18 protein-coding genes are annotated in these 22,706 nt (G+C 70.0%); 10 read left to right on the top strand and 8 right to left on the bottom strand.

The genetic code is table 11. The features are described 5' to 3' along the window. Positions 1 to 21: 21 nt before the first annotated feature. The 4 genes from CCN37_RS01210 to CCN37_RS01195 all read right to left on the bottom strand — a co-directional run bounded on the left by CCN37_RS01210 (position 22) and on the right by CCN37_RS01195 (position 6,027). A complete protein-coding gene (locus CCN37_RS01210) occupies positions 22 to 1,590 on the bottom strand; it encodes a protein kinase family protein (RefSeq protein WP_086818719.1) in 1,569 nt (522 codons plus the stop codon). 98 nt (positions 1,591 to 1,688) lie between these two features. After that, a complete protein-coding gene (gene murJ / locus CCN37_RS01205) occupies positions 1,689 to 3,347 on the bottom strand; it encodes a murein biosynthesis integral membrane protein MurJ (RefSeq protein ID WP_086818718.1) in 1,659 nt (552 codons plus the stop codon). Further along, positions 3,347 to 5,521 (bottom strand): DUF6049 family protein, encoded by a 2,175-nt coding sequence (locus CCN37_RS01200; protein ID WP_086818717.1) that lies wholly within the window; start codon positions 5,519 to 5,521, stop codon positions 3,347 to 3,349. The genes murJ and CCN37_RS01200 overlap by 1 nt, the downstream gene beginning before the upstream one ends. Further along, positions 5,518 to 6,027: an NUDIX hydrolase gene (locus tag CCN37_RS01195; protein ID WP_086818716.1), complete on the bottom strand. Its 510-nt coding sequence runs from the start codon at positions 6,025 to 6,027 to the stop codon at positions 5,518 to 5,520. Before CCN37_RS01195 ends, CCN37_RS01200 begins: the two co-directional genes overlap by 4 nt. Positions 6,028 to 6,059: 32 nt before the next feature. Here CCN37_RS01195 and CCN37_RS01190 point away from each other — a divergent pair, with 32 nt between their 5' ends. Continuing rightward, positions 6,060 to 7,556: a CCA tRNA nucleotidyltransferase gene (locus CCN37_RS01190; protein WP_086818715.1), complete on the top strand. Its 1,497-nt coding sequence runs from the start codon at positions 6,060 to 6,062 to the stop codon at positions 7,554 to 7,556. 20 nt (positions 7,557 to 7,576) lie between these two features. After that, positions 7,577 to 7,936, top strand: coding sequence for a PASTA domain-containing protein (locus CCN37_RS01185; RefSeq protein ID WP_086818714.1), 360 nt, complete (start codon positions 7,577 to 7,579; stop codon positions 7,934 to 7,936). Here the strand turns inward: CCN37_RS01185 and CCN37_RS01180 are convergent. The 3 genes from CCN37_RS01180 to CCN37_RS01170 form a co-directional block, all read right to left on the bottom strand. Further along, a complete protein-coding gene (locus CCN37_RS01180) occupies positions 7,933 to 8,229 on the bottom strand; it encodes a hypothetical protein (protein ID WP_143261358.1) in 297 nt (98 codons plus the stop codon). The two genes, CCN37_RS01185 and CCN37_RS01180, sit on opposite strands and share 4 nt — an antisense overlap. A gap of 320 nt (positions 8,230 to 8,549) precedes the next feature. Next, positions 8,550 to 9,005, bottom strand: coding sequence for a hypothetical protein (locus tag CCN37_RS01175; protein WP_143261356.1), 456 nt, complete (start codon positions 9,003 to 9,005; stop codon positions 8,550 to 8,552). A 34-nt stretch (positions 9,006 to 9,039) separates the two neighbouring features. Beyond that, positions 9,040 to 10,359: an MFS transporter gene (locus CCN37_RS01170; protein ID WP_086818711.1), complete on the bottom strand. Its 1,320-nt coding sequence runs from the start codon at positions 10,357 to 10,359 to the stop codon at positions 9,040 to 9,042. A gap of 107 nt (positions 10,360 to 10,466) precedes the next feature. Between CCN37_RS01170 and CCN37_RS01165 the strand changes: the two genes are divergently transcribed. Then, positions 10,467 to 11,048 (top strand): YqgE/AlgH family protein, encoded by a 582-nt coding sequence (locus tag CCN37_RS01165; RefSeq protein ID WP_086818710.1) that lies wholly within the window; start codon positions 10,467 to 10,469, stop codon positions 11,046 to 11,048. Continuing rightward, positions 11,039 to 12,076, top strand: coding sequence for an ADP-ribosylglycohydrolase family protein (locus CCN37_RS01160; protein ID WP_086818709.1), 1,038 nt, complete (start codon positions 11,039 to 11,041; stop codon positions 12,074 to 12,076). Before CCN37_RS01165 ends, CCN37_RS01160 begins: the two co-directional genes overlap by 10 nt. Here CCN37_RS01160 and CCN37_RS01155 read toward each other — a convergent pair. Then, on the bottom strand, positions 12,054 to 12,503 hold the full coding sequence (locus tag CCN37_RS01155; RefSeq protein ID WP_246842747.1) for an SdpI family protein: 450 nt from the start codon (positions 12,501 to 12,503) through the stop codon (positions 12,054 to 12,056). The two genes, CCN37_RS01160 and CCN37_RS01155, sit on opposite strands and share 23 nt — an antisense overlap. 86 nt (positions 12,504 to 12,589) lie before the next feature. Here CCN37_RS01155 and CCN37_RS01150 point away from each other — a divergent pair, with 86 nt between their 5' ends. From CCN37_RS01150 to leuS, 6 genes are all read left to right on the top strand, one after another. Then, positions 12,590 to 13,732, top strand: coding sequence for an esterase-like activity of phytase family protein (locus tag CCN37_RS01150; RefSeq protein WP_086818755.1), 1,143 nt, complete (start codon positions 12,590 to 12,592; stop codon positions 13,730 to 13,732). Between the two features lie 45 nt (positions 13,733 to 13,777). Further along, positions 13,778 to 14,872 (top strand): esterase-like activity of phytase family protein, encoded by a 1,095-nt coding sequence (locus tag CCN37_RS01145; RefSeq protein WP_086818708.1) that lies wholly within the window; start codon positions 13,778 to 13,780, stop codon positions 14,870 to 14,872. 43 nt (positions 14,873 to 14,915) lie between these two features. Next, positions 14,916 to 16,595, top strand: a complete 1,680-nt coding sequence (locus CCN37_RS01140; protein ID WP_086818707.1) for a glycoside hydrolase family 3 protein — start codon at positions 14,916 to 14,918, stop codon at positions 16,593 to 16,595. Then, positions 16,595 to 18,940: a serine hydrolase gene (locus tag CCN37_RS01135; protein ID WP_086818706.1), complete on the top strand. Its 2,346-nt coding sequence runs from the start codon at positions 16,595 to 16,597 to the stop codon at positions 18,938 to 18,940. Before CCN37_RS01140 ends, CCN37_RS01135 begins: the two co-directional genes overlap by 1 nt. Before the next feature lie 86 nt (positions 18,941 to 19,026). Then, positions 19,027 to 19,596 (top strand): Uma2 family endonuclease, encoded by a 570-nt coding sequence (locus CCN37_RS01130; protein ID WP_168200474.1) that lies wholly within the window; start codon positions 19,027 to 19,029, stop codon positions 19,594 to 19,596. Between the two features lie 202 nt (positions 19,597 to 19,798). Then, entirely contained in the window at positions 19,799 to 22,657 is a 2,859-nt protein-coding gene (gene leuS, locus CCN37_RS01125) for a leucine--tRNA ligase (protein ID WP_086818704.1), read from the top strand. The last annotated feature ends 49 nt before the right edge of the window (positions 22,658 to 22,706 follow it).

The following is a 22,706-nucleotide window of genomic DNA, read 5'->3' as shown; positions in this document are numbered from 1 at the left end:
CGCCTTTCACCCTCCCGGGTGTTACTCCGCCCGGAGGAACGTCAGCTCCGAGAGCTCGGAGACGTTGCGCCCCTCGCTGCCCGCCAGCCCGGTGATCCAGAGCAGCACGTACTTGGTGCTGCCTTCGGGGTTCAGCTGGATCTCGGTGTCGCCGGAGGCGAGCGTTCCCGAGCCGATCACCTTGGTGTCCTCGAGCCTGGCGTCGTCGGAGGTCGCGCTGCGCACCTCGACCGTGGTGCCGTCGCTCGGGGAGTCCACCACGACCTTGGCCAGCTTCACGGCCTCGTCGAAGGTGACCATCACGCCGACGCCGGGCTTCGGCGCGGGGAACGGCTGCCGGTAGGTCATGGTCTTCCAGCTGGAGCGCGGGTCGCCGTCGATCACGCGCTTGATCCGGTTCACGTTGTCGGGCTCGCCGGAGACGTTGTAGACGCTCACCGAGGCGACCGCCGCAGGACCGCTCGGCTTGGGCGGGTTGACCGGGGGCTGGGCGTTGCCGCCTCCCCCTGGCTGCGGGTTCGCCCCCGGCGTCTGGCTGAACGCCACGGTGGGGCCGGAGTGGCTGGGCTGCTGCTGGAACATCCCGATCACCTGGAAGGCCAGCCAGGCGAAGACACCGACCGTCGCGGCGGCGAGCGCGGTGAAGCTCAGCGCGAGCTTGCGCTTGCGACCGCGCTTGGTCTTGGCGATCTCGTCGGCGGACTCCACCCGCTCCGCGGCCAGGCGCTCCTCCTCCGCTTTGAGGGCGGCGGCCTCGGCCTCGTCGGCTGCGGTCTGCTCCAGCACGCGCAGGATCGCCGCGCCCGTGCGCAGTCCGCCGATGCTGGTGTCCACGAGGCTGCGCACGGCGACCGTGGAGATCTCGTGCGGCAGCGCGGGGCGCAGCGTCCTCGGGGAGACCACGGTGCCGTCAGGGCCGGTGGGAGCGGCGGGAAGGCCGTTGGTGCCCTCGTGCAGCGCCCAGCGACCGGTCAGCAGCAGGTAGAGCGCGGCGCCGAGCCCTCGGACGTCCTGGCGGGCGTCGGCCTCCGGGTACGGGCCGGGGAAGGCGAGCCGGAGCTTGCCGTCGGCCGTCACGCGCAGGCGCATCGGGTGGTCGGTGCCGAGCACGAGACCGTTGTGGTGCGCGGCTTCCACGGCCGCGGCCAGCGGTTCGAGCAGCTTCGACGCCGTGCCTGCGGGCAGCGGCCCCTCGGCGACGAGGTCGATCAGGTCGGTGCCCTGCGTCCACTCCGCGACGACGATGCCGTAGAGGCCCTCGGCGGGGTCGAGACCGTTGCCCTGCCACAGCACGTCGATGAGGCGGGCGACGCCGGGGTGGGAAAAACCGGCCTGGCGCATGGAGCGTTCGAGGGTGCGCCGCGCGCGGGCGGCGCTGTCGGGGTCGCGGGGGTCGCCGACGAGCAGCGTGAGCGCGACGTCCCTGCCGAGGGAGTTGTCCCTGCCGCGCCAGAGCTGCGCGGGCACCCGGTCGTCGGAGCCGATGCGCGTGAGCAACCGGTAGCGGCCACCCGCGATCGAGGCACCGGGCAGCAGGGCACCGGTCGCCTCCCGACGCGGTGCCTTGTGCTCGGACGGCGTGCCAGTCACCCCGCACTCTCCCTCTTGCCGCGCGCCGTCAAGGACGGCTGTCGCCCCTGCGTGCGCGGTCAGCTCAGTCGTCACTCAGGGTACGTGAAAAGCCGAGTTCACTTGCGGCGAACGAGGCGACCGATCTTGCTGAGCGCCGGGCGGAGCTCCTCGATGTCCAGTGCCGCAAGGACTGCGAAGGTCGCGATCAGACCGAGTGGTCCCGCTGTGATGAGCGACACCACGGAGTACCAGTAGTTCGACGAGCCGATCGGAACGATCCAGTCCACCAGGACCGAGGCGCTGAACATGATCGCGCCGCCGATCACCGTGGCGAACACCGCGAGCGCGACGCTGCGCAGCGTCTTCGCCGTCTCCAGCCTGCCGAGCCTGATGCGCAGCCAGATGTCGCCGATCACCCAGCCCAGCAGGAAGGTCGCCGAGTTGATCACGGCGAGGCCGAGCACGACGTCGTCCGGGGCGAGCAGCTTGGGGCAGAGCAGGATCGCCGGGATCTTGAACGCCATCATCATCAGCATGATCAGCGCGGGCGTTCGCGCGTCCTTCATGGACTGGAACACGCGCATCTGCAACAGGTTCACCGCGTAGGGCAGCAGGCCGAACGCGGAGACGGCGAGCGTGGAGCCGAGGCTGTACGCCTGCTCGTAGCTGGTCTTGCCGAGGTTGAAGATCGAGACGCCGATGTCGCCGCCGATCACGGTCAGCGCGCCGCTCACCGGGACCAGCATCAGCGCCATCAGCCGGGTGCCGAGCCCGAGGTCGCCGACGACCGCCTTCATGTTGCCGTCGGCGGCGTTGCGGCTCATCCGGGGCATGATCGCGGTGAGCAGCGAGACGCCGAGGATGCCGTACGGCAGCTGGAACAGCTGCCAGGCCAGGCTGTACTGCGTCAGCGCGCCGTTGTCTGCGGCCGTGGCGACGCGGGTGTTCACCACGATGCCGATGATGCCGAAGATCGCGTAGAGCGAGGTCCAGCCGGCCAGCCCGGCGAACTCGGTGAGCCGCTTGTCCCAGCCCCAGCGCCAGCGGAAGCGCACCCCGGCCCTGCGCATCGCCGGGAGCATGACGAACGCCTGCACCGCGATGCCGAGCGTGGTGCCGACGCCGAGCACCAGCAGGTGCGCGTCGGTCATCCGCACGGGGTCGAGGGTCAGCTCGCCGGGCAGCAGCGCGTAGACACCGAGAGTGATCACGACGACGACGTTGTTCATCACCGGCGCCCACGCCGTGGGGCCGAAGACCCCGCGCGCGTTGAGCACGGCCATGAACAGCGCGCCGATCGCGAAGAACACGATCTCCGGCAGCAGCAGGTAGGCGAAGGCGGTGGCGAGTTCCGGGTTGGCGACGTTGGTCGAACCGTCGACGTAGATCCGGGTCAGCAGCGGCGCGCAGGCAACGGCGACGATCGCCGCGCCGGTCGCCAGGATCGGCCCCATCGTCAGCAGCCGCTGCGTGTACGCGAGCCCGCCGTCGGCGTCGTCCTTCTGCGCGCGCACCAGCAGCGGCACCAGGATGCTGGTGAGCACCCCGCCCAGCAGCAGCTCGTAGATCTGCAGCGGGACGGTCAGCGCCGCGTTGTAGGAGTCGGTGATGACGCCCGAGCCGATGATCCACAGCAGCATGGCCCGCGAGCCGAACCCGGTGATCCGGCTGACCAGGGTGGCGATCGCCATCGAACCGCTGGTCTTGGCCAGCGACGGTTCTGGCTTCGCCGGCAGGGGTGCCGGACCGTTCGCGCCGGTCGTGCTGGCGGTCATCACGTGCCTTCCGATTGCGGGAGTCGCTCGTTCATGTCCTCGACGGGCTTCTTCATCGTCGGGCCGTAGCGCAGCCGCTTGTACACGCGCCTGCCCATCATCCCGACCATCAGCAGCCCCGCTGTGAGGGTGATGCCGAGGGTGACGCTGCCATAGGCCGCCGAGCGGATGGTCAGGCGCTTCGGGTTGCCGAGCACCATGCCCTTCTTCGGCGTGGTCAGCCAGGCGTCGACGGTGAACTGGCCGGAGCGGTTCACCTCGGCGGTGACCTTGACCTGGCGGCCGCCGCCGGGCGCGAGCTTCTCCTCAAGCGGTTCCGTGCGCAGGCCGGGGGTGTCGGAGAAGTTCAGCTGGACCTTCATCACCACGGGCAGGTCGTTGAGCAGCGTCAGCGGCAGCGGGCTCGACGAGGAGGCCAGCGCGTAGGAGGTCGGCGGCTCGACCACGTCGACCTTGCTGGTCAGCGCCGCGACCTGGTCCAGGACCTCGGCGTTGGCCCCGGCCCCGCCCGCCGGATCGGTGCGCCACGCCGAGGACATCGCGCGCAGCAGGCCGAGCTGGAGCGGATCGGTGAGCGCGCTCGGCCGGACCTTGCGCGCCGGGTCCTCCTCCATGTGGTTGACCATGTCGCGGATCGTGTTGCGGGCGTCGAGCACCTTGTTGGTCAGCTCGGGGGAGATCTCCCGCGCGCCACCGGGCGGCGGGTAGTTCAGCGGCACCGTGCGGCCGGGGTTGTACACCGCGGCCAGCTCGGTCAGCCGCTTCGCCTTCGCCAGCCGGTCGCCCTCGACCAGCTGCCCGGTCGCGCGCAGCAGCGCCGTCAGCTCCTCAGCGGACTCCGTCCACCGCCTCGGCGGCGTCACCAGCACGGTGCCGCCGGTCTTGCCGACCGCGCCCGCCCGGTAGGCGATCGCGGCGAGGGCGTTCTGCATGCGCAGCGAACCGCTCTGGCTCGCCCGCTCGAAGGCGGTGTTCACGATGGGGTCGGCGATCAGCACGCTCGGGCCGGTCTGCACGCCCTCCTTGGCCGCGGTCACCCGGACCGGCTGGTGGGCGGGCGGGTTCTGCTGGAGCCCGCGCTGGTCCATCACCACGACGGTCTCGTCCAGGTCGGCCAGCGCCCTGGCGTCGAGCACGCCGTCCGCGGGCCACGCGACGTGCTGCAGCGGCACCGCGCTCAACGCCTCGGTGACGATGGAGTCCTTCTCCCGCGACAGCTTCTCCAGGTCGGTCAGCCCGGCCCTGGACAGCGCGACCAGGTCGACGTCGGCGAAGGGCAGCGTGAGCACGCAGCGGCCCTGCACCACGTCCTTGAGCCGGTCCAGCCACTGCTTCGCGGCGGCCGACGCCGAGCGCTCGACGATCTGCTCCCCGCTGCGGACGGCGTAGTTCGTCGTCATCGCGCTCACGGTGCTGATCAGGTCCGGGTCGATGGCGAAGCACAGCGAGGTGCCGACGGTGGAGTTCTTCGGCGCGGCCTCCTCGACCGCCTCGACCAGGTTCGACAACCGCCCGCCCGGCTGCAACGCCTTGGCGAGCTCGTCGTTGCGCAGCACCTTGCGCTTCTCCTGGTAGGAGTCGAAGGCCGACAGCAGGTGCGGCTTGTCGGTGATCGGCCAGAGCACGGTGATCGTCGCCGGTGCCGCGGGCGGTGCCGCTCCCCCGCCGGAGGTGCCGAGCACGGGCAACAGCATCCGGCTCTCCGCGATCCGGGTCTGGCCGCCGTACTCCGGATAGCCGTTGAGGTTGACCAGCATCGGGTACACGCCGGGCGTGGTGATCTTCAGCGCGTCCAACGGCACGGTGAAGTCCACCCGCGCGCTCTGACCGGGGTCGAGCGCGTCGGCGACCTTGGACCAGCGCGAGGACTGGTCGGTGGCCACCGTGCTGGTGAGCGCGGCGTACGCCTTGTCGTCGCTGGCCAGCGCCTGGCCGACCTGGACGCGCGCCTCGATCCGACTCACCTTGCGGTCGCTGATGTTGGTCAGCCGTCCGGTGACCCTGATCTCCGTCGTGTCCGAGGTCACCACCCTCGGGGAGATCGCGTCGAGTTCGAGCCTGCCGTGCTTGGGCACGTCGGCACCGTTGTCACCGGTCCCGCGCTGCGCGTGCGCCAGCGGCGTCGTACCGAGCAGAAAAGCGGCCACTCCCAGCGCCGCGAACAGGCGTTTCACGCCGACTCCTGACCCTCACCCAGCAACTCGGCCGCCCGGCGCACCAGTCGGCGCTCGTCGACGTACGCGAGCTGCGCGTCCAGCTCACCCAGCGGCACCCACGCCACCTCGGTGACCTCCACGTCCTCATCGGAAAGCTCTCCACCCACCGCTTCCAGCAGGAAGTGGTGGACGGTCTTGTGCACTCGCCGGTCCTCGGCGACGAACCAGTAGTCGATGGTCCCCAGTGGCATCAGAATCCTGCCCCTGATGCCGGTCTCCTCGGCGACCTCGCGCACCGCCGCCTGCTCAGCGGTCTCACCGGCCTCGATGTGGCCCTTGGGCAGCGACCAGAGCAGCCGCCCCCTGCGGTCCAGCCTGCCGATGAGCGCGGCGTGCGCGCGGTCGGGGTCCAGCACGAGCCCCCCTGCCGAGACCTCGTCGACGGTCCGCAGGGGCCGCTTGGGGGTCCGTCGGTTCCGTCGACCCGGCTTGGTACCGCCGGAACGGCCGGAAGGGGGAGGCATACCGGCGATGGTAGTGGCGGGGCGATGCGGTCATGACGAGCCGCGAAACGAGCGTGCGGACTGCCATATGCTCGCTTCTCGTGTCCGGACCAGCAGCCCCCTCCGCAACCACCGAGCAGGACGCCCCCGTGGAACCGCTTCGGATAGCCCAGCTCGCCGACGAGCTCGCCGAGCGCTTCGCCGCGGCTGGCCACCGGCTGTTCCTCGTCGGCGGGAGCGTGCGCGACCTGCTGCTCGGCCGCGAGGGCAACGACCTGGACTTCACCACCGACGCGCGTCCTGAGCAGGTGCAGCGCCTCGTCGCGGGCTGGGCGGACGCCGTGTGGGACACCGGGATCGCCTTCGGCACCCTCGGCATCGTCAAGAACGGCAGCACGCTGGAGGTCACGACCTTCCGCGCCGATACCTACGATCGGGTGAGCCGCAACCCCGAGGTCGTCTTCGGCGACACCATCGACGGCGACCTGCTGCGGCGGGACTTCACCGTCAACGCGATGGCCGTCGAGCTGCCCGCGCACCGCTTCGTCGACCTGCACGGCGGTCGTGCGGCGCTGGCCGCGAAGGTGCTCGACACCCCGGCTCCGCCGAACGAGTCCTTCGCCGACGACCCGCTGCGCATGCTGCGCGCCGCCCGCTTCGTCGCCCAGCTCGGCTTCGACGTCGCGCCGAGGGTGGTCGAGGCGATGCGCGGGATGGCCGAGGAGATCAACCGCGTCACCGCTGAGCGCGTGCAGGCGGAGCTGTCGAAGCTGCTCTGCGGCGAGCATGCGCGCAGGGGCGTGGAACTGCTGGTGGACACGGGTCTCGCGGACCACGTGTTGCCAGAAGTTCCCGCGATGCGGCTGGAAATCGATGAACACCATCAGCACAAGGACGTCTACCACCACTCGCTGGTTGTTCTTGATCAAGCGATTGACCTCGAAGAGGACGGCGCGGATCTGGTGCTGCGCCTTGCCGCGCTGCTCCACGACATCGGCAAGCCCGCGACCAGGCGTTTCGAGTCCGGCGGCGGCGTGAGCTTCCACCACCACGAGGTGGTCGGCGCGAAAATGGTGCGCAAGCGGCTGCGCGCGCTGAAGTACTCCAAGGAAATCGTCGAGGACGTCGCGCAGCTGGTCTATCTGCATTTGCGCTTCCACGGCTACGGCAAGGGCGAGTGGACCGATTCCGCGGTTCGCCGCTACGTCACCGATGCGGGTGATCTGCTCTCGCGGCTGCACAAGCTCGTGCGCGCGGACTGCACCACCCGCAACCGGCGCAAGGCGGGCGCGTTGCAGCGCACCTACGACGGTCTTGAGGAGCGGATCGCCAGGATCGCGGCCGAGGAGGACCTCAACCGGGTCCGCCCGGACCTCGACGGCAACGAGATCATGAGCCTGTTGGGCCTGTCCCCCGGCCCGCTGGTGGGCCAGGCTTGGAAGCACCTCAAGGAGCTGCGCCTCGACCGGGGACCGCTCAGCCGGGACGAGGCCGAGGCCGAACTGAAGGCGTGGGCCAGGGAGAAGGGGCTGGGCGACGGGGGCTCCTGAGGTCGACCAAGGGGGGTCGCATGATCAGGAAGTCCGCTGTCGCCGTGCTGTCCGTCATCGCTCTGGTGGGGTGCAAGCCGACCACCGAGTCACCACCGGCGCCGGTCACCACCACGGCGACGACGACCACGGTGGCCAAGGCGCCGGTGGTCTCAGGTGATGTGACGGTGCCGAACGTCGTCGGCATGGAGCACCAGAAGGCTCAGGACACGATGCAGGCGGCCGGTCTGCGCAACCTCGCCGAGGAGGACGCGACCGGCCGCAAGCGCCTGTTGATCAACGACAGGAACTGGGTCGTCGTCACCCAGGAGCCCGCGGCCGGGTCCGTCGTCCCGAAGACCACCAAGGTCCTGCTGAAGTCCAAGAAGAAGGACGACTAGGCGTCGGTCAGGAACTCGGCGAGCGACCGCGGCGCGCGGCCCAGAACCTCGGCGGCGTCCGGGAGGACCGCGTCGCGGAAGTCCCCGTCCGAAACCGGTTGGTAGTCGTCCACCGGCACTGAGGAGTCTCGGCAGGCGCAGCACACAGTCGTGCGCTTCGGTGAGGGAGCGCACGACTGCCGGTACTGCTCGGCCAGGGATGCGGCGTGGGCGCGCAGCTCGTCGTGGGCGGCGGTCCAGAACTCCACCAGCATCCGCCACGTCGGCACCGCGACACCTGACGCCGGCGACACGTCGGCGAACCGCGTCGCTCTCCGCACATATCGAGTTGGTGGGCCTACTCGTGGGCGGAGAAGTGGTGCGCGCAGCCGATGTGGCTGCACCACGAGCTGAGACCGGAGAAGTTGTTGCAGCGGCACGACCGGCATCGGCCGTAACCCGCGTTAATCGCGTCGTCCGTGTCGTGTTCGGTGGCCGGAATGGTCGGGGCAGCTGCCTCCGTGATCGTCAGCATGAGTGCGATCAGAACAAGAGCGAAACAGCCAGTGCGAGGGGGTTCGGCGCGGTCGTGCCGAACCCCGCACCGTTCGGCTGCCCGAACGCAGCTCAGGGATCAGTTGTTGGCCACGACGCTTCCCACTCCGACGATGAAGAGGGTCGCGTACTGATCGTGGGGGCCCCACATCTCGCTGGTGTTCAGGTCGGGCTCACCGTTGCCGTACTTCGTGTCAGCGACGCACCGAGTGGAGCCGGTGGGGGTGCGGTGGCACGCTGAAACGCTCAGCTGGTCACCCTTGACTCCGTTGAGCAATTGGGCGTGATAGAGATCGTTGCCGTCGTTCCTCCACAACCGGACGGTGCGACCGAAGCCCTTCGCTTCCCCGAGGAGGGTGAAGCCCGCCATCCTGGCCGATTCGGCTGAGGCGGGAGCGGCTTGGACCGGCGCGGTCGCGATCGATGCGAAGGCGAGTGCGATCAGCGCCGCGCTTGCTGCTTTCTTGAGCACAGAAGTCCCCTGTTCGAGAAAATGACAAAACGAAAATAATCGCGTTATCAAGTTCTCGGGCAACGGATTCAGGGCCGTGCGAAACCCGAAAGGGCTGCTATTTCCGGCTCATGCGGCGGTCGATGAGCAGGTACGCCGCGAGACCGACGAGGTAGGCGCAGGCGCCCGCCGCCATCAGCTCGGGTGACCGGCCGTCGGGGGCGACGAGCAGCGCGGTCGTGGTGATGGCGCTGACGAAGGTCAGGTTGAACAGCGCGTCGTAGAGCGCGAACACCCTCCCCCGCGCCTCGTCGCCGACGTCGTGCTGCACGGCGGAGTCCACGCAGAGCTTGATCATCTGGCTGCAGCAGGCGACGACGAGCACGGCGCCGAGGATGCTGGGCAGCGTCATGATCAGGCCGAGCCCGAGCTGCGCGACGGCGGAGACGACGAGCGCGCCGCAGACGGTGGCCTTCCTGCCGAAGCGGTGCACGGCGGGCGCGGTGATGAACGCGGCGAGGACCAGGCCGACCGCTCCGGCGGCCAGCGCCTCGCCGACCCCGGCGATCCCGGCCTTGAGCCAGCCGACGTCGGTGAAGGCGAAGCGCATGAGCAGCAGGCCGAGCAGCATCGACGTGCCGAAGCCGATGCGGTGCGCGACCAGGGCGGCGAAGCCGGTGGCGACGCTGCGCGTGCGCGCGGCGACCTTGCCGCTGTCGATGAGGCCGTGCGCGATGGCGGTGACGGCCTTCGCGGGCTCGTCGCGCTCATCGGGGCCGAGGGAGCCCCTGGCGAAGCCGGAGGCGGCCAGTGCGGCGAACACGGAGCCGAACACGGCGCACGCGGTCACCCACGCGGAGCCGAAGTCGTCGCCGCCGAAGACCGAGCGCAGCGCGAAGGCGCAGCCCCCGCCGACGGCGGCCATGGCGGCGCCGCCGGTCGCGAGGATCGCGTTGGCCTCGACGAGGTGCTTCTCGTCCATGGTGTGCGGGAGCGACGCGGACAGGCCAGCGCCGACGAAGCGGCTCACGCCCATCACGAGCAGCGCGCTCGCGTACAGGGGCAGCCCGGCGACCCCGGTGCCGACCGCGACGGCGACCAGCAGGATCAACGCGCCGCGCAGGAGGTTCGCCACGAGCAGCACCTGGCGCCGGTCCCACCGGTCCAGCAGCGCGCCCGCGAACGGTCCGACCAGCGAGTACGGCAGCAGGATCACGGCGAATCCGGCCGCGATGGCCAGCGGATCGGCCTCGCGCTCGGGGTTGAACAGCACGGCGCCGCCGATGCCGGCCTGGAAGACGCCGTCGCCCCAGTGCGCGAGGAACCGAGTGATCAACAACCGGGCGTAGCCGGGGGTGCCGAGAAGTCGGCGCAGACCGAGCCGGGGCGGCTTCGTCGAGGGTTCTGCGGCGGCCGGGTCCCCCGTGGCGGTCGTCACGGACCGAGGGTACGGGGCCGACGACGCCGAGCACGAGCCCACGACCCGTACAGGGGAACGCGGCTTTCCCGGCGCGGTTGCCGGGTCCCTGGAAGGTGAGTGGGATCATGGTCGGCGTGCAAGCCGAGGTAGAGGTCGAGCCGGGCACGCTTCTCGTCGCGACACCCAGCCTGGTCGATCCCAATTTCCGCCGAACGGTCGTCTACGTCATAGACCACCGCGACGAGGGCACCCTCGGCGTCGTGCTGAACCGGCCGAGCGAGATCGCCGTGCACGACGTGCTCCCGACCTGGGGCGAGCACGCCAGCAAGCCGCAGGCGATCTTCGTCGGCGGGCCGGTCGAGCAGAAGACGGCCCTGTGCCTCGCGGCGTTGCGGGCCGGCGAGGACGTGGCATCGCTGGACGGGCTGATCCAGGTCAGCGGGCCGGTCGCGCTGGTCGACCTGGACATCGAGCCCGAGGACCTGATGCCCCACGTGCGCGGCCTGCGGGTGTTCGCCGGGTACTCCGGCTGGAGCTCCGGTCAGCTGGAGGAGGAGATCGAGCGCGACGACTGGTTCGTGGTGCAGGCGTTGCCCAACGATGTGCTCAATCCCCCTGGCGCGGATCTCTGGGGCCGGGTGCTGCGTCGACAGGGAATGCCCCTGTCGCTGCTGGCCACCTACCCGGAGGACGTGAAGTGCAACTGACCAAGGACCGCCTGCTGGGCTGCCTGCTCGGCGGAGCCGTCGGGGACGCGCTCGGCGCCCCCGTGGAGTTCATGTCGCTGCGCGACATCCGCAACCGCTACGGCGAGCAGGGGTCCCGCGACTTCGACGGCGCGTACCGCAGGGACGGCGGCGCGATCACCGACGACACCCAGATGACGCTGTTCACGCTGGAAGGGCTGCTGCTCTCCGACCGCGCGTCCAACCCGGTGCCGTCCGTGCTGCGCGCGTACCTGCGTTGGCTGCACACCCAGGGCTTCCCGTGGGACGAGGTCTCGCGGTCGATCAAGGACGTCGAGCCGGAGCCCGCGGGGAAACTGGTGCACGTGCAGGAGCTGCACAGCCAGCGCGCTCCCGGGCACACCTGCGTGACCGCGCTGCGCGCGAGCACCTACGGCAAGGTCGGCACCACCACGGACCCGATCAACGACTCCAAGGGCTGCGGCGGAGTCATGCGCGCGGCGCCCGCCGGGATCTTCAGCTCCTACGTCAGCGACTCGTTCTGGCTGGGCTCTGCCGTCGCGGCGCTCACCCACGGACACCCCTCGGGCTACCTGTCGGCAGGCGTGTTCGCGGCGATGACGAGCCTGCTGCTGCGCGGGGCGGACCTGGGGACCGCGCTCGACAGCGCGATGGCTGAGCTGCGCAAACACCCTCGCCACGAGGAGACGCTGAACGCGCTGACCCAGGCCCGTGCGCTCGCCGAGCGGGGAAGGCCGACACCGGAGGAACTGGAGGCCTTGGGCGGCGGTTGGGTCGGCGAGGAGGCGCTGGCGATCGCGGTCTGCTGCGCGCTCGTCGGCAAGGACTTCGAGGACGCGTTGCTGCTGTCGGTCAACCACTCCGGCGACTCGGACTCCACCGGGGCGATCTGCGGGAACCTGCTCGGCGCCCGCGACGGCGTCGGCGTGATCCCGCTGCGCTGGCAGTCCGGGGTCGAGCTGGTCGAGGTCGTCCGCGAGATCGCCGACGACACCTACGAGCTGCTCAGCCGCCCAGCAGGGCCTTAGCGCAGCCACCGCCGCAGCACCCGCCACAACCACCGGCGGCGGGCTTCTCCGGCACGGCCGCCGCGGCCTGGTTGCCGAGCGAGCCACCGGCCATCATCATCCCGAACAGCCCGACGACGCCGATCACCATGATGATCACCGTGGCCAGCGCGTCCGGGACGGCGATGGCGATCCCACCCGCGACGGCGGCGACGGCTCCCGCTGCAAGGAACGGCAGCCCGGCGACCCGGTTGGCGGCCCGGAAGGTGTCGTCGTCCCGCATGCTCGCCTCGGTGCGGACCCCGGCGAAGCGGTTGCGCGGCAGCCTGCCGAGCAGCCCGAGCGCGCCGATCACCGCGACGGCCAGTCCCGCCACGATCAGCACCGCGCCGAGCGCGGTCTGCACGATGAAGGGGGCGGGTGCGTCGATCCCAGCAGCGTTCGTCACGCCACGAGGGTAAGCGAGGCCAGGTGTCCTCTACGCTCCACCGCTCAGCAACCTTGCCGTCATCCGAATGGGGTGTGCTCCGCGTCATGCTGCGACGTCTTCTCCCCGTGGCCCTCGCCACGACCACAGCGCTCCTGCTGGCCTCTGCGGCGCCCGCCTCCGCGCACTCCTCCGGGGTGCGCCTGCTCGGCGAGCACATCGTGCCGTTCGCGCAGGACCACCAGGGCACGACGGTGGGTGGCCTCTCCGGGATCGACTACGACCCGAAGACCGGCACGTACGTCCTGATCAGCGACGACAGGTCGGACCGGCAGCCCGCGCGGTTCTACACCGCCAAGATCGACATCACCAAGGACGCCCTGCGCGGCTTCGAGCTCACCGGTACCAAGCCGTTCCTGCGCGCCGACGGCAGCACCTTCCCGTCGTACTCCAAGGACCCGGCGGGGTCGACCGATCCCGAGGACATCCGTATCGACCCGTGGACCGGCGACTACTGGTGGACCAGTGAGGGAGATCGCATCACCGGGGACAAGCCGGTGCTCGTCGATCCCACCGTGGGCGCGGTCGGCAAGGACGGCAAGTTCGTCCGGCAGCTGCCCCTCGCGCCGAACCTGAAGATGTCCGCGCAGGAGGTGGGGCCGCGTCGCAACGCCGTGCTGGAGGGCCTGACCTTCGCCGCGGGCGGTTCGCTGGTGGTCAGCTCGATGGAGGGCCCGCTGATCCAGGACGGAGTCGACCCGACGCTGACCGACGGCGCGCTGTCCAGGATCACCGTCCAGGACCGCTTCGCCGGGCGCGTGCTCTCGCAGTACGCCTACCCGCTGGACAAGGTGCACGCGGCGCCGAACCCCGCTGGCGGCTTCTTCGTCAACGGCGTCGACGCGATCCTCGCGGTGAACCAGTTCGACCCGACGAAGTTCCTGGTCATGGAGCGCTCGTTCGCCACCGGCGCGACTCCGTCCAACAGCATCCGCATCTACGAGGCGGACACCTCCGGCGCCACCGACGTGAAGCGGCTGGGCTCGGTGAAGGACGCCAAGAAGCTCAAGCCCGTGCGCAAGCGCCTGCTCGTCGACCTCGCGTCGCTGAAGCTGTCCTCCGTGGACAACGTCGAGGGCATGAGCTGGGGCCCGCGCCTGCCCACCGGGGAGCGGACGCTCGTGCTGGTGAGCGATGACAACTTCGCGAAGAACCAGGTGACCCAGGTGATTGCCCTGGCGGTTCGCTGAACCGGGGAGCTGTGCCGGAGCGCGGCGGTCGGTTCGGTCGAGATCATGAGAACTCGATCACTGGCCGCCGCGTTCGCATTGCTGGCCGCGCTGCTCACCCCGGCGGTCGCGACGGCCGCGCCGGGCGTGCGCTTCCTCGGCGCGCAGGTCGTCCCGTTCAAGCTCGACTTCCAGGGCACGTCGGTCGGCGGGCTCTCCGGCATCGACTACGACCCCAGGGGCGGCGAGTACGTCCTGATCAGCGACGACCGCTCCTACCTGCAACCGGCGCGGGTCTACCGCGCGCGGATCGACCTGGACCGGACGGCGCTGCGCTCGGTGCGCTTCACCGGAACGCAGCCGCTGCGCCGCCCGGACGGCTCGACCTACCCGCTGAACGCGATCGACCCCGAGGAGGTCCGGGTCGACCCGTGGAGCGGCCAGTACTGGATCAGCCAGGAGGGCAACCGCGCCAACCCGACGATCCAGCCCACCATCCACCGGGCCGAGCGCACCGGCGCGCACGCGGGCGAACTCCCCCTCCCGGCCAACTACCAGGTCACGGCGGAGCGCGGGCCCCGGCAGAACCTGGTGCTCGAAGCGATCACGTTCAGCCGTCGCGGCGCGGTGCTGACCAGCGCGATGGAGGGGCCGCTGCTGGAGGACGGCCCGGTGCCGACCACGAAGGCGGGTGCGCTCTCGCGGATCACCCTGCACTCACGCGGCGGCGGAGTCCTCGCGCAGCACGCCTACAAGCAGGAGCCGCTGTACGCGGAGTCCGACCCGAGCAGCCCGTGGCACGCGGACACCGGCGTCGCGTCGATCCTGGCCGACCCCGTCGACCCGAGCCGCTACCTGGTGCTGGAGCGGACCTACGTGCCGGGACCGGGCTACAAGGCACGCGTCTACGAGATCTCCACGCGTGGCGCGACCGACGTGAAGAACGTGGACTCGCTGGCGAAAGCGCAGGTCAAGCCGGTGAGCAAGCGTCTCGTGCTGGATCTGGCCGAGCTGCCGATGAAGGCGGTGTTCAACATCGAGGGCATGACCTGGGGGCCGCCGCTGTCCACGGGTGAGCGGTCGTTGGTGCTGGTGGGGGACGACAACTTCACGCAGGAGGAGGCCACTCAGGTGATCGCGCTCGCGCTGCGCTGGCCGTAGCGTCCACTCCCGGAGTTGTCAGCAACTCACCGGGAGAGTCGACATGGCGAAAAGACTTCACCTGATCGGACTCGTGACCGCACTCTCGGTCGCCGTCGCCACCCCGGCGTCGGCGACCGAGGAGTCGCGGATGAGCCTCGAAGAGAAGGTCGGCCAGCTCTTCGTCACCTACGCCTACGGCGCGACCGCCGACACCACCGATCCGGCGCACGTGGCCGCGAACCGCAAGGAACTCGGCGTTGACAACGCCAAGCAGCTCATCGAGAAGTACCACCTCGGCGGCGTCATCTACTTCGCGTGGGCGGGCAACACCGCCAACCCCGCGCAGACCGCCGGGCTGTCCAACGGGCTCCAGGCCGCGTCGAAGCTGCCCCTGCTGATCAGCACCGACCAGGAGCACGGCGTGGTCTACCGCGTCGGCGAACCCGCGACGCAGTTCCCCGGCAGCATGGCGCTCGGCGCCTCCCGCTCCGCCGATCTAGCGGAGGACGCCGGCCGGATCGCCGGGCGCGAGCTGCGCGCGATGGGCATCAACCAGAACTACGCGCCCGACGCGGACGTCAACGTCAACCCGGCCAATCCGGTGATCGGCGCGCGGTCCTTCGCCGAGGACCCGAAGCTCGCCGCGCGGCTGACCGCCGCCCAGGTCGAGGGCTACCAGCGCGGCGGTGTGGTGGCGACCGCCAAGCACTTCCCCGGGCACGGCGACACCAACGTGGACAGCCACACCGGCATCCCGGTGATCAACCACAGCCGGGAGCAGTGGGAACGCCTCGACGCTCCCCCGTTCCGCGCGGCCATCGCCAGCGGGATCGACTCGATCATGACCGGCCACCTCGTGGTGCCCGCGCTCGACGCCTCCGGCGATCCGGCGACCCTGTCCAAGCCGATCATCACCGGCCTGCTCCGCGAGAAGCTCGGCTTCCGGGGCGTGGTGGTCACCGACTCGCTCGGCATGGCCGGAGTGCGGCAGAAGTACGGCGACGCGCGCGTTCCGGTGCTCGCGTTGAAGGCGGGCGTCGACCAGCTGTTGAAGCCGCCGAACATCGACCTCGCCTACAACGCCGTGCTGAAGGCCGTGCGCGACGGCGAGCTGACGGAAGCGCGGATCGACGAGTCCGTGCGCCGCATCCTGAAGCTGAAGCGCCAGCGCGGGCTGTTCGCGAACCGCTTCGTCGACCCGAAGCCGGTGGTCGGCACGCCCGCGAGCCTTCGTGCCGCGCAGGAGGTCGCCGATCGCGGCACCACGGTGCTCCGCAACTCCGTGCTTCCGTTGCGCGACAAGCCCGCCAAGGTCCTGGTCACGGGCTGGGGAACCACGGCCGAACCGGCTCCGGCCAAGCTCGGCGAGTCCCTGGCGCGGCGAGGTGCGGCGACGACCGTGCTGCCGACCGGGGCTAAGCCGACGCAGGCGCAGATCGACGCGGCCGTAGCGGCTGCCGGTGATCTCAACGTGGTGATCACCAACAACGCCTCCCCCGAGCAGCAACAGCTGGTCAAAGCGTTGCAGGGCACGGGGAAGCGCGTCGTGGTGATCGGCGTCCGCGAGCCCTACGAAGCCGCTTCGCTGACGGTGACTTACCTGGCGACGTACTCGTACGCGCGCCCGGCGTTGGAGTCGGCGGTGCGCGTCATCTACGGCGAGGTCGCTCCGCGCGGCAAGCTCCCCGTGACGGTGCCCGGCCACTTCGCGTTCGGCCACGGGCTGACCTGGAGGATCTGATGCGTCGCCTCGTTCTCCTCGTCATCGTGGCGCTCCTGCTCACGGGAACGCCCGCGCTCGCCGCACCCGCTGGGCTGCGGGTGCTGTCGTTCAACATCCACACCGGCATCGGCGTGGACAACCGGCTCGACCTGACCCGCGTCGCGCAGACGATCCGCGCCACCAAGGCAGATGTCGTTGGCCTGCAAGAGGTCGACGTGCACTGGTCGGAGCGGAGCAACTGGGTTGACCAGGCGTCCTCGCTCGCGTCCGCTCTGGGGATGCACGTGTTCTTCGCGCCGATCTACGACCTCGACTCGGTGCAGGCGGGCAAACCGCGTCGGCAGTTCGGCGTCGCGCTGCTGAGCCGCTTCCCGATCCTGTCGGCGGAGAACCACAAGATCACGCGTCTTTCCACGCAGAGCGGCAATCCGGTTCCCGAGCTGATGCCCGGCTTCCCGGAGATCGTCGTCGACGTCCACGGCGTGCGGACCCACGTCTACACGACGCACCTGGACTACCGGGGCGATCCGTCCGTGCGGCGGATGCAGGTCGCGGACACGCTGAAGGTGCTCGGCCAGGACCGCGGCGCGCCGAGGATTCTCGTCGGCGACTTCAACGCGGGCCCGGACGCGCCTGAGTTGAGTCCACTGTGGACAGAGCTGAGCGACGGGTGGCTCGCGGCGCGCGGGCGCTCCGGCGGGCTCACGTATCCCGTTGACCCGCCGGAGAAGCGCATCGACTACGTCACCGCGTCCTCGCCCGTGCGGTTCCGGTCGGTCGACGTGCTGGTCAGCCCCGTTTCCGACCATCTCCCCGTGCTCGCCGAACTCGTGCTGCCGCGCCCGCGTTCGCCTTGGGGCTCGGCGAACCAGGTGCTGCGCAAGGGAACCGCCGCGGTGCCGCCGCTCGCTCCGATCGCGCAGGACGGGCCCTATCCGGGCGGGGTGGTGCTCGGCGCTCGGGACGGCGTGATCTTCGAGCACGCCGCGTTCGGGGACGCTCTGCGGCACAACGAGAACGGCGAGCTGCCGCCCGCGTCTCGGTTACCGATGCGGCCGGACACGATCTTCGACGTCGCGTCGATCTCCAAGCTGTTCACCAGCGTCGTCGCGATGCAGTTCGCCGAGCGCGGGCGCATCGACCTCGACGCACCCGTCGCCCGCTATCTGCCGGAATTCGCGTTCAACGGCAAGGAATCCGTGACGTTGCGGCAGGTGTTGACGCACACCTCCGGTCTTCCCGCCGGGCTCGCGATCGGTTCCATCCCGACGATCCCCGAGCGGCTCACGGCGATCTACCGCGTCGGCCTGCGCGCGGCGCCGGGGACCCGTTACGAGTACTCGGACCTGAGCCTGATCATCGTCGGCAAAGTGTTGGAACGGGTGTCCGGGCGCGCGTTGCCGGAGCTGGTCGCTGACGGCATCACCGGGCCGCTTCGCTTGCGCGACACCATGTACAACCCGCCGTCGTCCTTGCGCAGTCGCATCGCTCCGACGCAGGTCACGGCCGCGCGCGGGCTGATCTGGGGCGTTGTGCACGACTCCACGTCCTGGAGCCTCGGCGGAACCGCTGGCCACGCGGGCGTTTTCAGCACCGCCGCCGATCTCGCGGTGTTCGCGCAGATGCTGCTCAACGGCGGGCGCTACGGCTCCGCGCAGGTGCTCTCGCCGGACAGCGTGCGCGCCATGACCACCAACTGGAACGCGGCGTTCGTCGGTGCCGACCGTGGGCTCGGGCTCGACATCTACAAGCACTCGTTCATGGGCGCCATGGCCGCGCCGTCCACCGTGGGGCACACCGGTTTCACGGGAACTTCGCTGGTCATCGACCCGGTCACGCGCTCGATCCTGATCTTGATGACCAATCGGGTCCACCCCACGTCGTCCGGCCCCTCGGTGAATCCCAAGCGCCAGGCCATCGCCGACGCCGTGGCCCGATCCGTGCCCGTCCGCCCGCTCGCCGGGCCCACCGCGTGGTTGGCCACCGCGCCGACCTCGACCTTGACGCTGCCCGTCAAGGGAGGTGCCGCGGTGGAGTTCGGCCTGTGGGTCGACACCGAGCCCGGCGACACGTTCTCGCTGGAGACGTCGGCGGACGGCGTCACGTGGCAACCGCTGCCGTTCTCGCTGCGCGATTCGGATGGCGCGTGGTCTTCGCCCGGCACCGTTTCCGGATTCCTGGGACGCTCGTGGGCGCGGGCGTCGACCACGCTGCCCGCGGCCACCGTGCATTTGCGGTGGTGGCAAAGGAACAATGCGGAAGTACAGGGGCGAGGTGTGTACGTGGACGCGATCCGGGTCGACGGCAGGCCCGTTGACGAGGCAAAACTCGTTGCTTCAGGATTCGCTCCGAGTGCTACCTAGAGTGTTCGGCTTCCCCATTTTGGCAAGCAGGAGAATTCGGGAGAATGGGCGTGGACGACGAAGACCAGCGAGAGGCGGTGAATGAGATGTCCAGCGCAGTGGAGTTGGGTCCCTACACCCTGGACGACTGGCTGAGCCTTGCGCCGGTGGAGGGTTACCGCGTTGAGCTTGTCGACGGGCACTACGTCATGAGCCCAGCTCCGGCCATGCTGCACAACTACGTCGCGGACGAGCTGAGGGTCGTTCTGCAGAACGCGGTCAAGTGGCTCGGGCTGGTCGCGGTCACCGGGATCAACGTCCGCGTCGGCGACCGTGGCTACATTCCCGATGTCGCGGTCTGCGGGCTGACCGACTCCGTGGTGACGCCCGCCGAGGAGATCCTGCTCGCGGTGGAAGTGGTCTCACCGTCGACCGTCAGGACCGATCGACTGGAGAAGCCGATCGCGTACGCCGCTGCCGGAATCCCCCGCTACTGGCGGGTCGAGTTCTCCGCGGCGCGGACTCCGACGATCTTCTGCTTCGAGTTGGACGACGGTTGCTACCGGCAGGTGGCCTTCGCCGACGGCACCGCGACCGCCGAGGTGTCGGTGACCGACGAGGTCGTGGTCAAGCTGAACGTGCACGACATCCTCCCTCCGGAGCGGCGGAGCCGCTGACCCGCGCGGCAAGGGGGTTGAACACGGGGAGTACTCTGAAGGTGTGAGCACTGGTTTTCTGCTCCTTAGCCAGCCGCGCTGACCGTACGAACGGTCCGCGCGGCAACCCCTCATGCCCTCCCTGGGCTGAGGGGTTTGTTGTTGCTAGGGCCAGAAGTGTTCGCGCGGGGACGCCCGCACCCGGGAAGGAAAGGGAACGACGATGAGCACCGAGGCAGCCGCCGAGAGCGGCACCCAGGACGCGGTACCGGCACACCGGTACACCGCGGCGCTGGCCGGCCGGATCGAGAGCCGCTGGCAGGACCACTGGGAGGACAAGGGCACCTTCCAGGCGCCGAACCCCTCTGGCTCCCTGGCGGACCCGGGCGCGGCGGCGGGCCGCGAGAAGCTGTTCGTCCAGGACATGTTCCCCTACCCCTCCGGGGCCGGGCTGCACGTCGGCCACCCGCTGGGCTTCATCGGCACGGACGTCTTCGCCCGCTTCCACCGGATGAACGGCCGCAACGTCCTGCACACCATGGGCTTCGACGCCTTCGGCCTGCCCGCCGAGCAGTACGCGGTGCAGACCGGGCAGCACCCGCGCAAGACCACCGAGGCCAACATCGAGACCTACCTGCGGCAGATCCGCAGGCTGGGCCTGGGCCACGACGACCGGCGGCGGATCTCCACGATCGACCCCGGCTACTACAAGTGGACCCAGTGGATCTTCCTGCAGATCTACAACTCCTGGTTCGACGCGCGAGTCAACAAGGCGCGGCCGATCGCCGAGCTGGAGGCGGAGTTCGCCGCTGGTGAGCGCGCCACCGCCGACGGCCGCGCGTGGGCCGAGCTGAGCGCGTCGGACCGGCAGCGCGAGCTGAACTCCTTCCGCCTGGCCTACCTGTCCGAGGCGCCGGTGAACTGGTGCCCCGGCCTGGGAACGGTGCTGGCCAACGAGGAGGTCACCGCGGACGGCCGCAGCGAGCGCGGCAACTTCCCGGTGTTCCGCCGCAACCTGCGCCAGTGGATGATGCGGATCACCGCCTACTCCGACCGCCTGGTGGACGACCTGGACCGGCTGGACTGGCCGGACAAGGTCAAGGCCATGCAGCGCAACTGGATCGGCCGCTCCCAGGGCGCGCGGGTCAGCTTCGCAGCGGGCGAGCACGCCATCGAGGTCTTCACCACCCGCCCGGACACGCTGTTCGGCGCGACCTACATGGTGCTGGCGCCGGAGCACCCGCTGGTCGACGCGCTGGTCCCGGACGCGTGGCCGTCCGATGTGGACAGTCGGTGGACCTCGGGCGCGGCGACCCCGGCCGAGGCGATCGCGACCTACCGCCGCGCCGCCTCGATGAAGTCCGAGTTGGAGCGCCAGGAGAACAAGGACAAGACGGGCGTCTTCGTCGGCGCCTACGCGGAGAACCCGGTCAACGGGGCCAAGATCCCGGTCTTCGTGGCCGACTACGTGCTGAGCGGCTACGGCACCGGCGCGATCATGGCGGTGCCCGGCCAGGACACCCGCGACTGGGACTTCGCCGAAGCCTTCGGGCTGCCCATCATCCGCACGGTCAGGCCTTCGGACGGCTTCGAGGGCAAGGCTTTCACCGGTGATGGGCCTGCGATCAACTCTGGCTTCCTGGACGGCATGGCGGTCGCCGAGGCCAAGCCACGGATGATCGCGTGGCTGGAGGAGCGCGGGGTCGGCGAGGGCACCGTCCAGTACAAGCTGCGCGACTGGCTGTTCTCGCGGCAGCGCTACTGGGGCGAGCCGTTCCCGATCGTCTACGGCGCCGACGGTGTGCCGCGCGCGCTGCCGGAGAGCATGCTGCCGATCGAGCTGCCGGAGGTCGACGACTACTCGCCGAAGACCTTCGACCCGGAGGACGCGCAGAGCGAGCCGTTCGCGCCGCTGGGCCGCGCCACCGACTGGGTCGAGGTCGAGCTGGACCTGGGTGAGGGCAAGCAGACCTACCGCCGCGACATCAACACGATGCCGAACTGGGCGGGTTCCTGCTGGTACCAGCTGCGCTACATCGACCCGTACAACACCGAGACGCTGTGCGACCCGGGCGCCGAGCAGTACTGGATCGGCAAGGACCCGGCCAAGCACGGCGCGAACGACCCCGGCGGCGTCGACCTGTACATCGGCGGCGTCGAGCACGCGGTGCTGCACCTGCTGTACTCGCGGTTCTGGCAGAAGGTCCTGTTCGACCTGGGCCACGTCAGCTCGGAGGAGCCCTTCCGCAAGCTGTTCAACCAGGGCTACGTCCAGGCCTACGCCTACACCGACTCGCGCGGGTCCTACGTGCCCGCCGAAGAGGTGGTCGAGCGCGATGGCAAGTACTTCCTGGGAGACCAGGAGGTCAACCGCGAGTACGGCAAGATGGGCAAGAGCCTGAAGAACGTCGTCACGCCGGACGAGATGTGCGACAACTACGGCGCCGACACCTTCCGGCTGTACGAGATGTCCATGGGGCCGCTGGAGCTGTCCCGGCCGTGGGCGACCAAGGACGTTGTTGGCGCGCAACGGTTCCTGCAGCGGCTGTGGCGCAACCTGGTCGACGAGGAGTCCGGCGAGCTGCGCGTCACCGACACGTCGCCGGACGAGGACACGCTGCGCGCGCTGCACAAGGCGATCTCCGGGGTCCGCGAGGACTACCAGAACATGCGCAACAACACCGCCGCCGCGAAGCTGATCGAGCTGAACAACCACGTCACCAAGCGCTTCTCCGCCGAGGCGGGCACGCCGCGCCAGGTGGCCGAGGCGATGGTGCTGATGCTGGCGCCGCTGTGCCCGCACGTGGCCGAGGAGCTGTGGTCGCGGCTGGGCTCCACGGAGTCCCTGGCGCACGGGCCTTTCCCGGTCGCGGAGGAGCGGTACCTGGTCGAGGACTCGGTGGAGTACCCGATCCAGGTCAACGGCAAGGTCCGCTCGCGCGTGGTCGTTCCGGCCGACGCCGGGGTCGACCAGGTCAAGGCCGCCGCGCTGGCCGAGGAGAAGATCGTCGCGGCGCTGGCCGGTGGTGAGCCCCGCAAGGTGATCGTGGTGCCCGGCCGCCTGGTCAACGTGGTGCTGTAGCACGTCTTTTCGCGAACTACGCGCCGCCCGCTGTGAAAGAACGCAGCGG

Source organism: Allokutzneria sp. NRRL B-24872 (assembly GCF_002155965.1).
In the GTDB taxonomy this organism is placed as follows: Bacteria; Actinomycetota; Actinomycetes; order Mycobacteriales; family Pseudonocardiaceae; genus Allokutzneria.
The sequence above is the reverse complement of the archived record's forward strand: the minus strand, read 5'-3'. Positions and strand labels throughout refer to the sequence as shown.